The sequence below is a fragment of the Vibrio sp. NFR genome, from assembly GCF_027587095.1.
GTDB classification, from domain to species: domain Bacteria; phylum Pseudomonadota; class Gammaproteobacteria; order Enterobacterales; family Vibrionaceae; genus Vibrio; species Vibrio harveyi.
Genome location: NZ_JAPPTN010000002.1, coordinates 120,978 through 136,128 on the forward strand (window position 1 = coordinate 120,978; position 15,151 = coordinate 136,128).

At 46.4% G+C, this 15,151-nt stretch carries 15 protein-coding genes; 8 read left to right on the forward strand and 7 right to left on the reverse strand.

Annotated features, from left to right (window positions below):
- Positions 1-69: 69 nt before the first annotated feature.
- The 7 genes from OH463_RS04135 (at position 70) to OH463_RS04165 (ending at position 8,260) form a co-directional block, all read left to right on the forward strand.
- The gene (locus OH463_RS04135; RefSeq protein WP_017818276.1) at positions 70-1,533 is read left to right on the forward strand and encodes a mannitol dehydrogenase family protein; all 1,464 of its coding nucleotides are present in this window, start codon (positions 70-72) and stop codon (positions 1,531-1,533) included.
- Positions 1,534-1,545: 12 nt separating this feature from the next.
- On the forward strand, positions 1,546-2,958 hold the full coding sequence (uxaC, locus tag OH463_RS04140) for a glucuronate isomerase (protein ID WP_104027294.1): 1,413 nt from the start codon (positions 1,546-1,548) through the stop codon (positions 2,956-2,958).
- A 3-nt stretch (positions 2,959-2,961) separates the two neighbouring features.
- Positions 2,962-3,939: a sugar kinase gene (locus tag OH463_RS04145; protein WP_058666343.1), complete on the forward strand. Its 978-nt coding sequence runs from the start codon at positions 2,962-2,964 to the stop codon at positions 3,937-3,939.
- 9 nt (positions 3,940-3,948) lie between these two features.
- Entirely contained in the window at positions 3,949-4,578 is a 630-nt protein-coding gene (locus tag OH463_RS04150; RefSeq protein WP_005429019.1) for a bifunctional 4-hydroxy-2-oxoglutarate aldolase/2-dehydro-3-deoxy-phosphogluconate aldolase, read from the forward strand.
- Positions 4,579-4,901: 323 nt separating this feature from the next.
- Positions 4,902-5,426: a YgjV family protein gene (locus tag OH463_RS04155; RefSeq protein ID WP_010453753.1), complete on the forward strand. Its 525-nt coding sequence runs from the start codon at positions 4,902-4,904 to the stop codon at positions 5,424-5,426.
- A gap of 319 nt (positions 5,427-5,745) precedes the next feature.
- Complete coding sequence (locus tag OH463_RS04160; protein ID WP_269990615.1) at positions 5,746-7,797, forward strand: glycoside hydrolase family 3 protein; 2,052 nt, start codon at positions 5,746-5,748, stop codon at positions 7,795-7,797.
- A 67-nt stretch (positions 7,798-7,864) separates the two neighbouring features.
- Positions 7,865-8,260, forward strand: coding sequence for a hypothetical protein (locus OH463_RS04165; RefSeq protein WP_005429015.1), 396 nt, complete (start codon positions 7,865-7,867; stop codon positions 8,258-8,260).
- 55 nt (positions 8,261-8,315) lie between these two features.
- Here OH463_RS04165 and OH463_RS04170 read toward each other — a convergent pair whose 3' ends face one another.
- The 4 genes from OH463_RS04170 to OH463_RS04185 all read right to left on the reverse strand — a co-directional run bounded on the left by OH463_RS04170 (position 8,316) and on the right by OH463_RS04185 (position 11,879).
- Positions 8,316-8,945: a putative adhesin gene (locus OH463_RS04170; RefSeq protein WP_005449940.1), complete on the reverse strand. Its 630-nt coding sequence runs from the start codon at positions 8,943-8,945 to the stop codon at positions 8,316-8,318.
- Between the two features lie 649 nt (positions 8,946-9,594).
- Entirely contained in the window at positions 9,595-9,912 is a 318-nt protein-coding gene (locus tag OH463_RS04175; protein ID WP_005449939.1) for a DUF202 domain-containing protein, read from the reverse strand.
- Positions 9,896-10,252 (reverse strand): YidH family protein, encoded by a 357-nt coding sequence (locus OH463_RS04180; RefSeq protein ID WP_005449936.1) that lies wholly within the window; start codon positions 10,250-10,252, stop codon positions 9,896-9,898. Before OH463_RS04180 ends, OH463_RS04175 begins: the two co-directional genes overlap by 17 nt.
- A 55-nt stretch (positions 10,253-10,307) precedes the next feature.
- On the reverse strand, positions 10,308-11,879 hold the full coding sequence (locus OH463_RS04185; RefSeq protein WP_230674918.1) for a sulfatase-like hydrolase/transferase: 1,572 nt from the start codon (positions 11,877-11,879) through the stop codon (positions 10,308-10,310).
- A 136-nt stretch (positions 11,880-12,015) separates the two neighbouring features.
- Here OH463_RS04185 and OH463_RS04190 point away from each other — a divergent pair, with 136 nt between their 5' ends.
- Entirely contained in the window at positions 12,016-12,828 is an 813-nt protein-coding gene (locus OH463_RS04190; RefSeq protein WP_269990616.1) for an AraC family transcriptional regulator, read from the forward strand.
- 73 nt (positions 12,829-12,901) lie between these two features.
- On the opposite strand, the gene OH463_RS04195 is transcribed toward OH463_RS04190, so the two are convergent.
- From OH463_RS04195 to OH463_RS04205, 3 genes are read right to left on the reverse strand one after another with little or no spacing between them, the layout of a single operon-like run.
- Positions 12,902-13,483: a DJ-1/PfpI family protein gene (locus OH463_RS04195; RefSeq protein WP_009696489.1), complete on the reverse strand. Its 582-nt coding sequence runs from the start codon at positions 13,481-13,483 to the stop codon at positions 12,902-12,904.
- Positions 13,483-14,124, reverse strand: a complete 642-nt coding sequence (locus OH463_RS04200; RefSeq protein ID WP_005449927.1) for a bifunctional 4-hydroxy-2-oxoglutarate aldolase/2-dehydro-3-deoxy-phosphogluconate aldolase — start codon at positions 14,122-14,124, stop codon at positions 13,483-13,485. Before OH463_RS04200 ends, OH463_RS04195 begins: the two co-directional genes overlap by 1 nt.
- Positions 14,117-15,064 (reverse strand): sugar kinase, encoded by a 948-nt coding sequence (locus tag OH463_RS04205; RefSeq protein ID WP_269990617.1) that lies wholly within the window; start codon positions 15,062-15,064, stop codon positions 14,117-14,119. Before OH463_RS04205 ends, OH463_RS04200 begins: the two co-directional genes overlap by 8 nt.
- Between the last annotated feature and the right edge of the window lie 87 nt (positions 15,065-15,151).

Genomic DNA, 15,151 nt, shown 5'->3' on the forward strand with positions numbered 1-15,151 from the left:
CGATCTCTAGATTCGAATGATTAAAATAAACCATCCCGCAGGTTCGCCTGCGGGAAAAGGGATACCAAAATGAAGACTATTTCGAATTCCACTCTGAATGACCACGTTCTGCTTCCGGACTACGACCGCTCAACGCTTAAAAGCCGTATTGTTCACCTTGGTTTTGGTGCATTCCACCGAGCGCACCAAGCTCTATTCACCAATGAAATGCTAAGCAAAACAGGCTCGGATTGGGGCATTTGCGAAATCAACCTATTTGGTGGTGAAGAGTTAATTCAATCGCTGCGCGCACAAGACCACCTCTATACAGTGGCAGAAAAAGGCGCAGAATCGACAGAGGTAAAAGTGATTGGCTCAGTGACCGAATCACTCCACCCAAGCCTCGACAGCATTCAAGCGGTGTTAGAAAAAATGACAGAGCCACAAGTGGCGATCGTTTCAATGACGATTACCGAGAAAGGCTACTGCGCCGACCCAGCGACGGGCACGCTTGATAAAAACAATCCGCTAGTCATTGCTGACCTTGCCAACCCAACGGAGCCAAAATCGGCACTGGGTTACATCGTGCAAGCGCTGAAGATGCGCCGTGAACGCGGTCTGACGCCATTTACCGTGATGTCTTGCGATAACGTGCAGGAGAACGGTCACGTAGCAAAAGCTGCGGTACTTGAGTTCGCTCAACTGCTCGACCCAGAATTGCGTGACTGGATTGAAACCAACGTTACCTTCCCTTGCACCATGGTTGACCGCATTGTGCCAGCAGCAACCGAAGAGACACTAACCGAAATCGCTGAGCTACTTGGCTGTGAAGATCCATGTGGCATCGCTTGTGAACCATTCCGCCAATGGGTTATCGAGGATAACTTCGTGGCAGGTCGCCCGGATTGGAACGTGGCTGGCGCAGAATTTGTTGCCGACGTTGTGCCTTACGAAGAAATGAAGCTGCGCATGCTAAATGGTAGCCACTCGTTCCTAGCCTACCTAGGCTACCTTGGCGGTTACGCGCACATCTCTGACACCATGACAGATGAAGGCTACCGTAAAGCGGCATTCGACATGATGATGCAAGCGCAAGCTCCTTCGCTGACCATGCCAGAAGGCACCGATTTAGAAGGCTACGCCAAGCTGCTTATCGAGCGCTTCACTAACCCAAGCTTGAAACACAAAACATGGCAAATCGCGATGGATGGCAGCCAGAAGATCCCGCAACGCATGGGTGGCAGCTTACGATTCCATCTTGCTCAAGGTTCTAACTTCTCTTGGTTGGCAACAGCAATTGCAGGTTGGATGCGCTACGTATCCGGCGTGGACGAGCAAGGCAACGATATTGATGTTCGCGATCCAATGGCAGAGACACTACGTCAGATTTGCGACCAACACGGCTTGAACGTTTCTGTTGTGCCTGCGTTGCTCGCGGTTGAAGCCATCTTCCCTGCAGAGCTTGGTCAAAACCCACAAGTGATTGATGCGGTGAGCAGTGCTTACCAATCTCTAATCGATAACGGTGCTCGTGCCACTGTCGCTGCGTTGTAATAGGAGTTAACGATGAAGAATTTCTTGTGTGAAGACTTTTTACTCTCAAACGAAACTGCACGTCGTTTGTACCATGAGCATGCGTTCCACCAGCCAATTTATGATTACCACTGCCACCTAAACCCAGCGGAAGTGGCGCAAAATCGTCAGTTCGATAACTTGGGTCAAATCTGGCTTGAAGGCGATCACTACAAATGGCGTGGCATGCGCTCGGCAGGCATTGAAGAGCGTTTGATTACGGGTGATGCGAGCGATTACGACAAATACATGGCGTGGGCGAAGACGGTTCCTCAAACCTTGGGCAACCCGCTTTACCACTGGACGCACTTAGAACTGCGTCGCCCATTCGGCATTACCAATACGCTGTTTAGCCCAGACACCGCTGATCAAATTTGGCATCAATGTAATGAGCTGCTTGCGACACCTGAGTTCACAGCTCGCGGCATCATGCAGCAAATGAACGTCGTAATGGCGGGCACAACCGATGATCCTATTGATTCACTAGAACACCACAAAGCGATCGCAGAAGACGACACCTTTAACGTCAAAGTGCTGCCGAGTTGGCGTCCAGATAAAGCGTTCAAGATTGAATTGGACATGTTTGCGGATTACATGCACAAACTGGGCGAAGTAGCAGACATTGAAATTCGCCGCTTTGATGATTTATTGAGTGCGCTTGATAAACGTTTGGCACACTTCGATGCACATGGCTGTCGTGCGGCAGACCACGGCATTGAGATCGTCCGTTACGCGCCAATTCCAAGCGAAGCTGATTTAGATGCGTTGCTGGCTCGTCGTTTGAGTGGCGAAGTACTGTCAGAGCTTGAATGTGCGCAATTCTCTACCGCAGTTCAAGTTTGGCTCGGCAAACGCTACGCACAATTGGGCTGGGTCATGCAGCTTCATATTGGCGCACAACGCAACAACAGCACACGCATGTTCCAACTACTAGGTGCTGATGCTGGCTTTGACTCGATTGGCGATCGCCCATTTGCTTTTGAACTGGCACATCTATTGGATGAAATGGACCAAACCAATGAGCTGCCTCGCACCATCCTTTACTGTTTGAACCCTCGTGATAACGAAATGATGGCGACCATGATTGGTAACTTCCAAGGTGGCGGCATCGCGGGCAAAGTGCAGTTTGGCTCGGGTTGGTGGTTCAACGATCAGAAAGATGGCATGCAACGCCAAATGGAACAGCTTTCTCAACTTGGTTTGCTCAGCCAATTCGTCGGCATGTTAACGGACTCGCGCAGCTTCTTGTCTTACACTCGTCACGAATACTTCCGCCGCATCTTGTGTGACATGGTCGGTCGTTGGGCAGAGAACGGCGAAGTTCCAAATGACCTATCGTTGCTTGGTCCTATGGTCGAAGACATCTGTTTTGGTAACGCAAAACGCTACTTTGAAGAGAGGGCGTAACCAATGAAGCACATCGCCATTATTGGTGAATGCATGATTGAGCTGAATGGCAAACCGTTCGGCTCAATGCATCAAACATTTGGTGGGGATACGCTCAACGCTGCGGTTTATTTGAGCCGCGGCTGCGAAGCCAATAGCAAACCTGATGAAGTCAAAGTCTCTTACGTTACGGCGCTTGGCAATGACCCAATCAGCACGGGTATGCTGACTCACTGGGAAGACGAAGGCGTCTCAACAGATTTAGTGCTGCGCGATGAGACTCGCACGCCGGGTTTGTATTTGATTCAGCTTGATGACCAAGGCGAGCGTACGTTTCTATATTGGCGCAATCAATCAGCAGCACGTTACTTACTTCAACATCCTAACTTTAGCCTGGTTAAGCAAGCATTAACTCAAGTGGATGCGGTGTTTCTCAGCGGTATCTCTTTAGCCATCTTGCCAGAAGAAGACCGAATTTCACTGCTCAACTTATTGGTCGAACTTAAAACCCAAGGTGTTGAAATCGCTTTTGATAGTAACTTCCGCCCAGCACTATGGCCTCAAGACAATAATCAAACCGTCAAAAACGTTTACCAAGCCATGTATCAACTAACGGACATTGCCTTGGTGACTTTTGATGATGAACAATTGATCTGGGGTGACGAAGCACCAGAGCAAACCATTGAACGCCTTACCTCTCTTGGCGTGGTCAAATGCATCGTCAAGCTCGGCGCAGATGGCTGCTTGGTTCAAGACTCAACAAATCAGGGTTCGAGCGCGGCTCTTGCTCCACAAGCCGTGCCAACCCAACCTGTCGCTCAAGTGGTGGACACCACATCGGCGGGCGACTCATTCAATGGTGGCTTTTTATCAGCATACCTTGCTGGCGCCGATCTCGCGACCTCATGTCAAAGAGGTAACGCACTGGCAGGTTCTGTGATTCAACATCACGGTGCCATCATTCCCAAAGCATTCACACAACCGGCGCTTGGCGTCGTTTAAGGAACACTCATGTCTAGTATTAAAGAACAATTGAAAGCTCTTAAAGTCATCCCTGTTATCGCCATAGATAAAGCAGAAGACATTATCCCACTGGGTAAAGTACTGGCAGAAAACGGACTACCAGCTGCTGAAATCACCTTCCGTTCAGCAGCGGCTGCAGAAGCGATTCGCCTATTGCGTGAAACCCAGCCAGACATGCTGATTGGTGCAGGTACGGTGCTGAACCGCGAGCAAGCAATTGCAGCAAAAGAAGCAGGCGCAACCTTTATCGTATCGCCTGGCTTTAACCCAAATACCGTTAAAGCGTGCCAAGAAATCGGGATTGATATCGTACCGGGTGTGAACAACCCAAGCACAGTTGAAGCCGCACTGGAAATGGGATTAACCACCTTGAAGTTCTTCCCTGCCGAAGCCTCTGGCGGTATCAACATGGTGAAATCACTGCTTGCGCCATACACCGACATCGAACTGATGCCTACTGGTGGCATTAACCCTGCGAACATCAAAGATTACTTAGCTATCCCACGCGTATTAGCATGTGGCGGTACGTGGATGGTAGATAAGAAACTGATCGAAGCGGGCAACTGGGAAGAGCTTGCTCGCCTAACTCGCGAAGCAGTAGCGCTTGTGAATGAGTAATGATTGGTTAGTAATCTCAAGGCTCTTGGGTAACCCCTTAGCGATTTAGATAAAGTGCCCAGCCCTCCCTTTGTGGAGGGCTGATTCATTCAAAGCATGGCTCAATTGATTGGGTTATCGCGATAAGTAGATTCCTGATCTCGCCTAGGCTCGTCGGAATGACGAATATCCCCTATTCGCCATCCTGAAAAGCGAGGCACGAGCGTAATTCAAGATCTACTCACAGAGTGAATCAAACTCTAAAATGACAGCTACTTTGAAGGATGTTCAGGGCTTACTCACTTAATGGAAATAACTCAAAGAACAACACTCTAGGGTAATAAATGGAAAACTGGTTAGCACAAGGCATTGGTGGCATCGCGTTTATGGTTGGCGTGATGGCATTCTGGCAGAAAGATGACATGCGCTTTCGCTATCAGATGATGGCGTTTTGTTTCATCATGGGTATTCACTTTACCCTGATGGGTGCAACCGTAGCCGCCATTGGCGTGATCATTAATGGCATTCGCAGTTTCGCCTCAATCAAAACCCAATCACGCAAAGTGATGTGGTTCTTCATTGCTCTTATGTGGCTGATGACCCTACCAAACATCACCCACTTTTTTGAGCTACTCACGGTAATCGGATCGTCCGTCGCCACTTGGGCGCTCTTTTCCAAACAAGGCATCACTCTACGTAGCTTAATTTTGTTTAATTCCTTCTGTTGGGTCAGCCACAATATTTGGCTTGGCTCTATCGGTGGTTCATTGGTCGAGAGTACATTTATCATCACCAACTTACTGACCATATATCGCTTGTATCAATCGAGTAAAAATAATAACCAGACACAAACGTTAAATCAGGGCTAATGTATTTAGCCCTTTTTCTCACCTGGTAATAATTTTAGAGTAAACGATAACACCCACAGCGTTACATAGAATTTGGAAGCGACATAACATAAACGTAAAGCACTGATTTTAAACAATTTAAATTCCAATAAATAAACTACAAAATCAAGATCACATTTAATTTGGTCAACCTATTTTTAATTGTATATTGAGTTAAGTCACCTAAATAAAAAATATGGTGATCCAAATCTTCAGTTTAATTTATTTTGGTTAACCAAAATTACACTAATTACTAATATTGGTCTGGAACAAACAACTATACCAACATTAGGACAGCGACATGAAACGTCTTACCCAACTCACTCCTATCGCAGTGGCGCTTGTTCTCGCAGGGTGTAATTCATCCGACGATGACAACAACTATATTCAACCAGAAGTCTTCTCTCGCGTACACGACGTACTCAGCGTTGATGGTTATCAATTTAGAGATTCTAATGGCAACGGAACGTTAGAGCCGTTTGAAGATTGGCGTCTCACACCAGAAGAGCGCGCCGCTGATCTTGTTAGCCGAATGACGCTTGAAGAGAAAGCCGGCATGATGCTTATCGACACACTAAATTCCGGTGAAGGCGGTGTAGTGACAAGCAAAGGTCAAGACATGATCGCCGATGCTCAGATGACCCGCTTTATCTTCCGTAACAATGTGGTGGAGACCCCAGAAAACGCACCAAACTGTGATAGCGGACGCTCTGGCTGCCAGATTTCACCTAAAGAAGCGGCGGCTTTCATGAATAGCGTTCAAGAGCTGAGAGAGAAAACCCGCATGGGTATCCCTGCTCTATTTAAGTCCAATGCACGCAACCACATCGACCCATCCGCAAAAGCGGGTATCAACGTCTCTTCTGGTGCATTCTCGGCTTGGCCAAAAGAAGCTGGACTTGCAGCCACTCGCGATATGGCACTGATTGAAGAGTTTGCGGGCATCATGAATGAAGAATGGTCATCGATTGGTTTGCGCAGTATGTATGGCTACATGATGGACTTGGCGACAGAGCCTCGTTGGTACCGCGTACATGAAACCTTTACAGAAGACGCGGATCTTGCGGCAGATATCATGCGCTCTTTGATCAACGGTCTACAAGGTGGCGGAGCCATTGACCAAGACAGTATCGCCCTTACGATCAAACACTTTCCTGGTGGTGGCCCTCAAGAAAACGGTGGTGATCCTCACTACAACTTTGGGCAAAACCAAGTCTATCCAAAAGACAACTTTGATTACCACCTAATCCCGTTTATTGCCGCGATTGATGCTGGCGCCTCTTCGATCATGCCTTATTACGGCATACCGGTAGATCAAAAGTGGATGCCAAATGATGTGGGCATGTCCTTCTCTAAAGGCATTGTGACCGATCTGCTGCGCGGTGAGCTAGGCTATACCGGCAACGTAAACTCCGATACTGGTATCATCGGCGACCGAGCATGGGGTGTAGAAGATAAAACCATCGATGAACAAGTTGCGATGGTAATCGAAGCAGGCGTCGACGTTCTCTCTGGCTTTAATGATAAAGACGTCATCGTCAATCTGGTCAACAAAGGACTGATTGACGAAGAGCGCGTCGATCTTTCAGTGACTCGTCTGGTCAAAGAGCAGTTCCAGCTTGGTTTGTTTGAGAACACGTATGTGGACGTCGATAAAGCCCAAGAAATTTTAGGCAACGCCGAACATCAAGAACGTGCAGACTACGCTCAGAAGAAATCCGTGGTTCTGCTGCAAAACACAGACAAGACATTGCCACTCGCCAAACCAAACGCCGACAAAGCAGTTTCGCTCTATGTGATGGGTATGGATGAAACCATCGCTGGCGACGAGCGCTACGGCTTTGATGTGACGTCTGGTGATTATGAAGATGGTGAAGCTCGCCCACCAGTACCAGCAGGCACCGATTACGCCGTTATTCGCGTGCGCGTCTCCAATGAAGGTGCGGATCCTGAGCTTATCTTTGGCGGTGCAAACCCAGATGAACTCGACCTGCTGGCATTCAGCCAAATGGCAACCGCTGCATCTTGGAAAATTGAGCCAAGCCTGACCGATATCCAAGCTGTCATGAATGAAATTGGCGCAGAGAATACCGTGCTTTCAATTAACTTCCGTCAACCGTTTGTACTGGATGACGCAAGTAACATGAAAAAGTCGGGCGCAATCTTAGCCACCTTCGGTGTATCAGACAGCAACTTAATGGAAGTCCTTTCAGGTAACTTTGCGCCACAAGGCAAGCTTCCATTTGCACTGGCAAACAGCGCGCAAGCGATTTTGAACCAGCACTCTGACTACCCAGGTTATGACGAAGCAGACACCTTGTACGAATTCGGTCACGGGCTAAGTTACGAATAACCTTTTACCCACCTAACAAGGCAGTGTCTCGGCGCTGCCTTTGTTGGATCTACTTTAGGAATAAACCATGGAACACATACTGCAGTTAGACTGGGTTGACCAAAGCATTCCCCATAAAGTTTGGGTGGAGCAATACTACGACGGCTGCCGCATTTGCCTCAAAGTCGTCAAGGATGTTGAGCCAGAAATGCTCTCACTGATTGTGCCGAACATTGATGTGAAAAGCGTTCGTCAGGCATGGCAAGGTAAAGCTATCAACGTTACACCTGCTTATGATGATGGCGTACTTTTCACTCAAACCCGTTCACTGTTCAACCTCCCTCACGGTTGCGTGATTTGGGCAGTCACTCATATCAAGATGCAAAATGGTTTGAAGATGTCCGCAGACAAACTCTGTTTTGTACCTAAACATTCAAAACAGGATTCTCGCTTTCAACAAGAGCATCACGCTGAGGCTTGTTAAACCAAAAAGGTCAGCTCTACAGCTGACCTTACGTTTATCAAAACCTTGTTTGGCTCTAATCAAAGATCGACTTACCCAAAGGAACAGGGTTTTGCTGCCCAAAATTGGTTCCGTTTTGTAATCCACGACAAAACGAGCAATGGATGGTGCTGTATTTGATGTCATTATCTTGGAGCAATTTGAGAGCTTCAAATAAGGTTGGTGGAGTGCCGCAGCTACGGTTACGAATGGTCAATACATCCATTTGAACGGTGCCTTTGTGCTGCATCAGAAACTGTTCAACGACCTCATCGTTCAGCTTTAACACGTCACGATAATACGATTCAAGGTCATGCATGCCTTGCGCAATGTAAGCGTAAGTTTCCGCCTCGTCCGCACTTTGATACTTGGTCAGGTCATAATCTTTATCCAGATCAGTGCTGGTAATAATTTGCCTTGGCTTCACATAACCCGAAGCGAGCCTGCGAATATCCATGCTGCCGCCTTGCGTGTATCCATGTTCACAGTAGAACTGGAGATTCTCATTGGCGGCTAATTTGATTGGGCTCTTACTAGAGGTGCGTCCATGGGCACTAATGATCAAATGTTCCGAGGTTGGCTTTCCCTTCTCTTTTGACCATAAGTAAAGGTGATTACCAATACCGTGTTTCTTAAATGTCGCGTTTTTAGGTACCTTCATTGGCATATTATTATCTCCATATTCACTAGTTCAACCAACGGATTGAAGCTTAAGTATAAGCAGCGAAAATAACCCAACTGGTTGGTTCAGAACGAGGATAATTATGTTTGTGATATGGCTTCTAAAAGTCACTGCAAAAATAGAGCGGCATACAGCCAAGCATCAAGTATATAAGCATAGTTCAAATTGCCTTTTCTCTTTTGAAATCAGAATCCTGGTCAAAAAATGAAAATTTACCTTACGCAGCACTCTGTCAGAGTGCTGTCAGGACAGCGAATACTCTCTCATCCGCACACAAAACCTTCACATCACGGTCATAATCTAGGGTCTAAAATTACTCTTGTACTCGTGTCTACGGACGAAATTTTCAATCGTTAGTTGTGGGAGGTTGCTATGGAAAAGTACTGTCCAATATGTCAAACAGAGCTCATTGGTCGAAGCCAATATTCTGTGTGTCCGAGAAACAGTATCGGTGAATGCGCTTATGATGGTTATGAGGAACACCACACCCATTGCTGTCATGATCAACGAAATAGTGCACATGATGCCGAGGCAGTCACACTGGAATAAGTACCTCAAGAATACCCGTTAAAGAGTGCCACTCAACATCGAGTGGCATTTTTGATTGTTTTCAACATCGAAAGGACAGCAAAGGTTAGATCAATTCAAGCAAATGGAGCCCATAGAAAAACGCCGATAAAACTAAAGAAGTGGCAATCACTTTATGCTTTCCCGCTTTCCAAATAGTTCCTCTAGTCGCGACGCAAAGACCAGATGCATAGACATAACGGCAAGCTAAACAGGCACAAACCAAAGAAACTGCCAATAACCAAGAAATTGAGCCATGCAATATCTTAGCGATCGACAACACGATCAAAGCCGACACAAACAAAGTGCGCAGCCAAGATAAAACCGTTCTTTCAACTTGCAGGCCGGCATCGCTTTTTAATTGGGTCTCATCCAACAAAGACATCGTGATAGATACTGCTCAGCAAGAAGGTAATCACCACCACCATTAAGATCGGTATTACTTTAATGGCATGAGAATAAGACAGGTTATTATTTAGCCGCATGGCGATTTCATTCCCTCGCCAATTTGCGTAAGCGAAAATTGAGCAAAGAATAGAAATCGTCAATAAAGATAAGCAAATTAGTGGCTTATACAGGGTATCGTTAAGGCTTGTGGCTAGTTGGTCTACGGCAATAGCTGCGGTAAAAAAGCCAAGTGCGGTGCGTACCCAAGCCAAAAACGTTCGCTCATTGGCAAGTGTAAAACGATAGTCGGGGTCTTCCCCCTGTTTTTTCCAAGACATACTCAAAGCATCAGAGAGAGTGAGTACCTCCTCACTCTCTCACTCATTTAGTTATTTATTGTGGTTTCAGCATTTGCATATCGCCACCAGCCGATGGCAGGTAACGGGCGTTATGCAGACGATATGACGACCAGTAGCCAGACCAACGAGGGTCAGATTGCAACAACTGAGCCGCTTGCAACACAATCGCTTCTTTATGGATTTGATACTCATCCAAATCGAACAAGTTGGACTGATCATCTTTATCCAAATGATGCAATTCTTCAAAACCCGTGGTTGCGTTATAACCGTAGAAATAAGGTTTACCTTCTAGCATTACCTGAAAACCAAAGCCGTAATTACACCCGACATGTACACCCGTTTGGTAAACCTGCGTTAATGGACGGCGAGCCTTACCTTGCATCACGTTCAGCAAGTTATCTCCTTCCATTTGTGATGGAATTTCAATACCTGCAAATCCGAGGATGGTTGGCGCCACATCAATCGCAGAAACAGTCTCATCGGATTGTTTCAACATGGTTTGCTGAGATTTAGGTGGCTTAATCACCAATGGAATACGGAAGATATCTGGCTGAAAATACGAGCCTTTATCCGCCATCGCCATACGACCATTCATATCACCATGATCAGCAGAGAACACAATTGCAGTTTCATCCCATAGCCCTTCTTCTTTGAGGAAGCGTGTTAAGTGACCGATAGCGTGATCCACCACCTCTACTTGCAATAAATGACAAGCAATATAGTCCTTCGCCACTTCAGCATCATACATGCCCCAATATTGCTGGTAGAGTGCATAAATTGGGTTGCCCTCTTCTTGCATGGTAAAGCTGTCAGGCAAGGTAATGGCGGCTTTGATTTGCTCGTAACGCGCCTCTAAACCACTTGGCACAGAATAAGGCTGATGAGGGTCGAAGAATTCTAATTGAGTGAAAATTGGCTTAGCTGGCGCTTGGATTTTCGATGCTTTTATTTGCTCCACAGCCAACTTCGCCAAGAACACTGAGTAATGCGCATCTAACGGGAAATCGCTGCCATCTTGCTGTTCAATCCAACCGCCAAATGAATTTGCAGGAGACAACTTATCAATCTGTAAACCACGGAGCTCTTTGCGGTATCTTGGTAACTGTACGCCCATATTCGCGAGGTATGCTAGGTAGCGATCATCGTCTTCTACTGGTGGTCCCCAGCGATCCCAAGCATGCACGTTTTCACCAAAGGTGCGAACGAATTTCTCTACACCTACGTGACATTTACCTGAGTGTTTGAGGGAGTAACCGACACGTTTTAGGTAATCTTGGAAAATGATGTCATCGAGTTCGAGATCCACCTTCATTCCTACCGGCGTACGTTCACCGTTTGAAAGATAGGGAGGGTGCATGCCAGTAAAAATAGCGGCCCTTGCCGGGCCGCATAAAGGGCTGGGAGTAAATGCCGAACTAAATGAAGTACCTTCCGTGGCAATGGACTCGATGTTTGGCGTATTGATCACGCCAGAAAGCGGACGTTGGGGGTGATAACAATCCGCAGAAATCATATCGACAGTAATGAACACGATATTGGGCTGTTGTTGGTCGTTTCTATAGAAAGCGCCCTTTCTTTCTTTTGGGTTTAAGAAATCAGAAATCATCTAGGCCTCAAAAATATGCAAAGGTGATAGAGCTCTATTATTCAAGCCTTATCACGGACTACTGATTCCTAAAGTTAGTCGTGATTGGTACTATAAACCATAGTAAAAATCCCTGTTGAATGTAAAAAGCGAAACAATGAAAAATCAGCCGCTCCTTATCGAACAATCTGCAGATTCATGTGGCATTACGCTGCGCTCAATGTGGGATGTACATGCCGACATGAACTACCACATCAAATGGCCAAGAGACCGTATGTTGCCTATGCTTCCGAATGCTATTGTGGCGGTATACACCATCCAAGGCAGTGGATGCATCAAGATGAAGAGCGGAAAAATTCTCACGGTTTCTGCACCAAGTGTGACCTTCATCGACAGTAGAAACATCGATAGTTACTGGACAAATGGAATCGTTTGGAATCTAAACTGGTTCGAGTTTTTGATGCAGGGCGTAACCCCGATTCCTTTTGAAGAGTCTATCGCATTAAAGAACGACGATTACCCAAGCATTCTTTCGGAAGTGAAAGCGCTTATTGCCTCTAAGTCACCGATAAAACTCAATGCCGCAGTCGCAGGCTTTGGGTTTGTTTTCTATAAATGGCTCACCTTAATTGACCAATCGAAATCTATGACCAGTCAAGAAAAAACGGTCCATGAAATCGTGGCAAAAATGAGTGAAAATATCGGTGAGAATATTGCGATAAAGCAGTTTGCGCAGGAAGCAGGCTATACAGAACAGTACTTAAGAAAACTCTTTCTAAAATACCTCAACGTGACCCCAAAGCAGTACTACCTGAAGCTGAAACTCGACGCGAGCATGATGATGCTCAAACGCTCCGGAACCAATGTAAAACGCGTCGCTTTCGAACTCGGCTTCAACGACAGTTTCCATTTCAGTCGCGCGTTTAAAAAACAGTTTGGTGTTTGCCCATCAAAAGCAAACGAAGTCTGATGGGCAAAGGTTTTGTGGAGTATTAAGCTCTTAACCGTGGATGACTAGGGGCTATTCGAAAGGTCAACAGACACTAATGGTTTAGTGGCCAGTTTGAGAAATAAATATGATCCGCTTGCCAATCAACGTCTTTGTTGTCTTGGAACAGCTTCGCAGCAACCGTAAAAGCAAACTCAAAGCTCACCCCTAACCCTTTCGCACTGATGAAAGGAGCGTCGACAACCACAGGCTGATCAACATATACGCCATCAGAAAAGTTCTTCTCTAGACCACCACCCGTTGTGTAATGGTGCTGCCCTAGAAGCTTGTTTGCTGCCAGTACTTTGGCACCGGATGAACACAGTGCACAGATCCACTTATCTTCTGCGATATGTATTTTTAGAAACTCAATCACTTTGCTGCTGCACGTCAAATTGTCCGTGCCCATTGGACCGCCCGGCATCATCACCGCATCGTACAGCTCTGAACTTTTTTCTGACAGCAAGTAGTCTGCAGAAATCAACGTTTTGAAATAGGAGCTCAATGGTTTGCGATCGTGGATTGATAATACGTCCACTTCAATTTTGAGTCGGCGCATAATATCAATAAAGACCACCGCTTCTGCCTCTTCAAAACCATCCGCTAATAAAACGGCAACACGTTTAGTCTCCGCCATTACTGCTTCTCCTGTTGATTAACCACCTTCACGGCTTCTCTCGTTAAGCGCCCTATTTCTTCCCAGTCTTGGTTTTCAATTAATGATTGGGGCACCATCCATGTACCACCACATGCCACCGTATTCGGTAACGCTAAGTACTGATTGATATTGCCTTCGTTCACCCCGCCAGTTGGCATGAACTGCACATCTTTATAAGGACCAGAAAGGGCTTTGAGCATGGCAACACCACCTGCAGCCTCTGCAGGGAAAAACTTCATTAAACGAACGCCTTGCTGTCGTGCTTGCTCCAACTCGCTCGGAGTACAAACGCCTGGAATAAATGGAATGCCTTTAGCAGCACACGCTTGCAAAGTATCTGGATTAAAGCCCGGCGCTACAATAAATGACGCCCCAGCTAGAGTCGCTTGCTCGACTTGCTCTGCATCCAAAACTGTACCAGCACCAATATACATATCAGGCTGAGCAACGCTCAGTAGTGCAATAGCCTCCGCCGCAGCTGGGGTTCTAAACGTGATTTCAATGACGTTTAAGCCATTGTCAGATAAGGCTTTGCCTAACGAGAGTACATCTTCAGCGCGCTCAATCGCGACTACAGGAATTACTTTATAAGACGCAAGTTTTGCACCTAAATTATTCATACAATTTGTCTCTTAATAGATCAGTTATTGGTGACGGTACAATGGCACCTTTATATTGAATGACTTTGCTAGCCAATAAGTTACCAATTTGACATGACGTGCCGAGCTCTAAACCTTCGCTTATTCCCCAAATAAAGCCTGCATTGAACGAGTCACCAGCTGAGGTGGTATCAATCACTTTTTCCACCGAGCTAGCAGGATGATGGATCACAGAATTGTTCCAGTTTGCTAAAGATCCGAGACTGCAACCGTCCGCTCCTTGCTTGATAACGACGACCGCTTTGCTTTGCTGATTGAGTCGTTGAATGGTGCTCTCGAGGCTTTTATCGCCCCACAGTGCCTGTTCATCATCGCTGGTTAGCAATAAGTAATCGCTGATGTTGACGATGGCTTGATACCAATGTTGAGCATCGAGCCTACTGCTCCATAAACTCGGACGATAATTGCTATCGAAAATAACTCGAGCCCCACGGTGGCGAGCATCTGTCAAAATCGAGATAAGTTTGGCTCGGTCCTCGTCATCTAAAATGGCAAGAGAAATGCCCGATAGATAAAGAAAATCAAAGGACATAAGCGCTTGTTCAATCTTTGAAAATTGCTCATGCTTGAGTAATTGAGACGCCGCCGATTGATGTCGCCAATAAGCGAAACTGCGCTCTCCAGCATCATCTAATTGGATCATGTAAAGCCCGGTTGGATGTGCTGGGTCAATCAATACATATTGAGTATCAATCCCTTCTACTTGCCATTTTTCTGCCATGTGTTGAGAAATCGAATCTTCACCTAGCGCCGTGATATAGGCTGGCTTTAAATCAGGATTTAGGCGACTGAGATAAACCGCAGTATTTAATGTGTCACCACCATAGCTCTGAGTCATTTGCCCAAAAGGCTGCCCACTGAGCTCGATCATACATTCGCCGATCAAGGCTATTTTTTTCATCGAAAACACCGAAAGTAACGTAACAATTCCGAAAGAAGCTCGGGAATAAAATCAGAAAGAAAATGCCTGCGAGTGCAGGCATTTGGG

Bases quoted from the DNA above. Each gene is read 5' to 3' on its own strand.
- OH463_RS04195 (WP_009696489.1), bottom strand. From the start codon at position 13,483: ATGGCGGAGACTAAACGTGTTGCCGTTTTATTAGCGGATGGTTTTGAA.
- OH463_RS04165 (WP_005429015.1), top strand. From the start codon at position 7,865: ATGGAACACATACTGCAGTTAGACTGGGTTGACCAAAGCATTCCCCAT.
- OH463_RS04205 (WP_269990617.1), bottom strand. From the start codon at position 15,064: ATGAAAAAAATAGCCTTGATCGGCGAATGTATGATCGAGCTCAGTGGG.
- uxaC (WP_104027294.1), top strand. From the start codon at position 1,546: ATGAAGAATTTCTTGTGTGAAGACTTTTTACTCTCAAACGAAACTGCA.
- OH463_RS04160 (WP_269990615.1), top strand. From the start codon at position 5,746: ATGAAACGTCTTACCCAACTCACTCCTATCGCAGTGGCGCTTGTTCTC.
- OH463_RS04135 (WP_017818276.1), top strand. From the start codon at position 70: ATGAAGACTATTTCGAATTCCACTCTGAATGACCACGTTCTGCTTCCG.
- OH463_RS04185 (WP_230674918.1), bottom strand. From the start codon at position 11,879: ATGATTTCTGATTTCTTAAACCCAAAAGAAAGAAAGGGCGCTTTCTAT.
- OH463_RS04155 (WP_010453753.1), top strand. From the start codon at position 4,902: ATGGAAAACTGGTTAGCACAAGGCATTGGTGGCATCGCGTTTATGGTT.
- OH463_RS04180 (WP_005449936.1), bottom strand. From the start codon at position 10,252: ATGTCTTGGAAAAAACAGGGGGAAGACCCCGACTATCGTTTTACACTT.
- OH463_RS04150 (WP_005429019.1), top strand. From the start codon at position 3,949: ATGTCTAGTATTAAAGAACAATTGAAAGCTCTTAAAGTCATCCCTGTT.
- OH463_RS04190 (WP_269990616.1), top strand. From the start codon at position 12,016: ATGAAAAATCAGCCGCTCCTTATCGAACAATCTGCAGATTCATGTGGC.
- OH463_RS04145 (WP_058666343.1), top strand. From the start codon at position 2,962: ATGAAGCACATCGCCATTATTGGTGAATGCATGATTGAGCTGAATGGC.
- OH463_RS04200 (WP_005449927.1), bottom strand. From the start codon at position 14,124: ATGAATAATTTAGGTGCAAAACTTGCGTCTTATAAAGTAATTCCTGTA.
- OH463_RS04170 (WP_005449940.1), bottom strand. From the start codon at position 8,945: ATGCCAATGAAGGTACCTAAAAACGCGACATTTAAGAAACACGGTATT.
- OH463_RS04175 (WP_005449939.1), bottom strand. From the start codon at position 9,912: ATGTCTTTGTTGGATGAGACCCAATTAAAAAGCGATGCCGGCCTGCAA.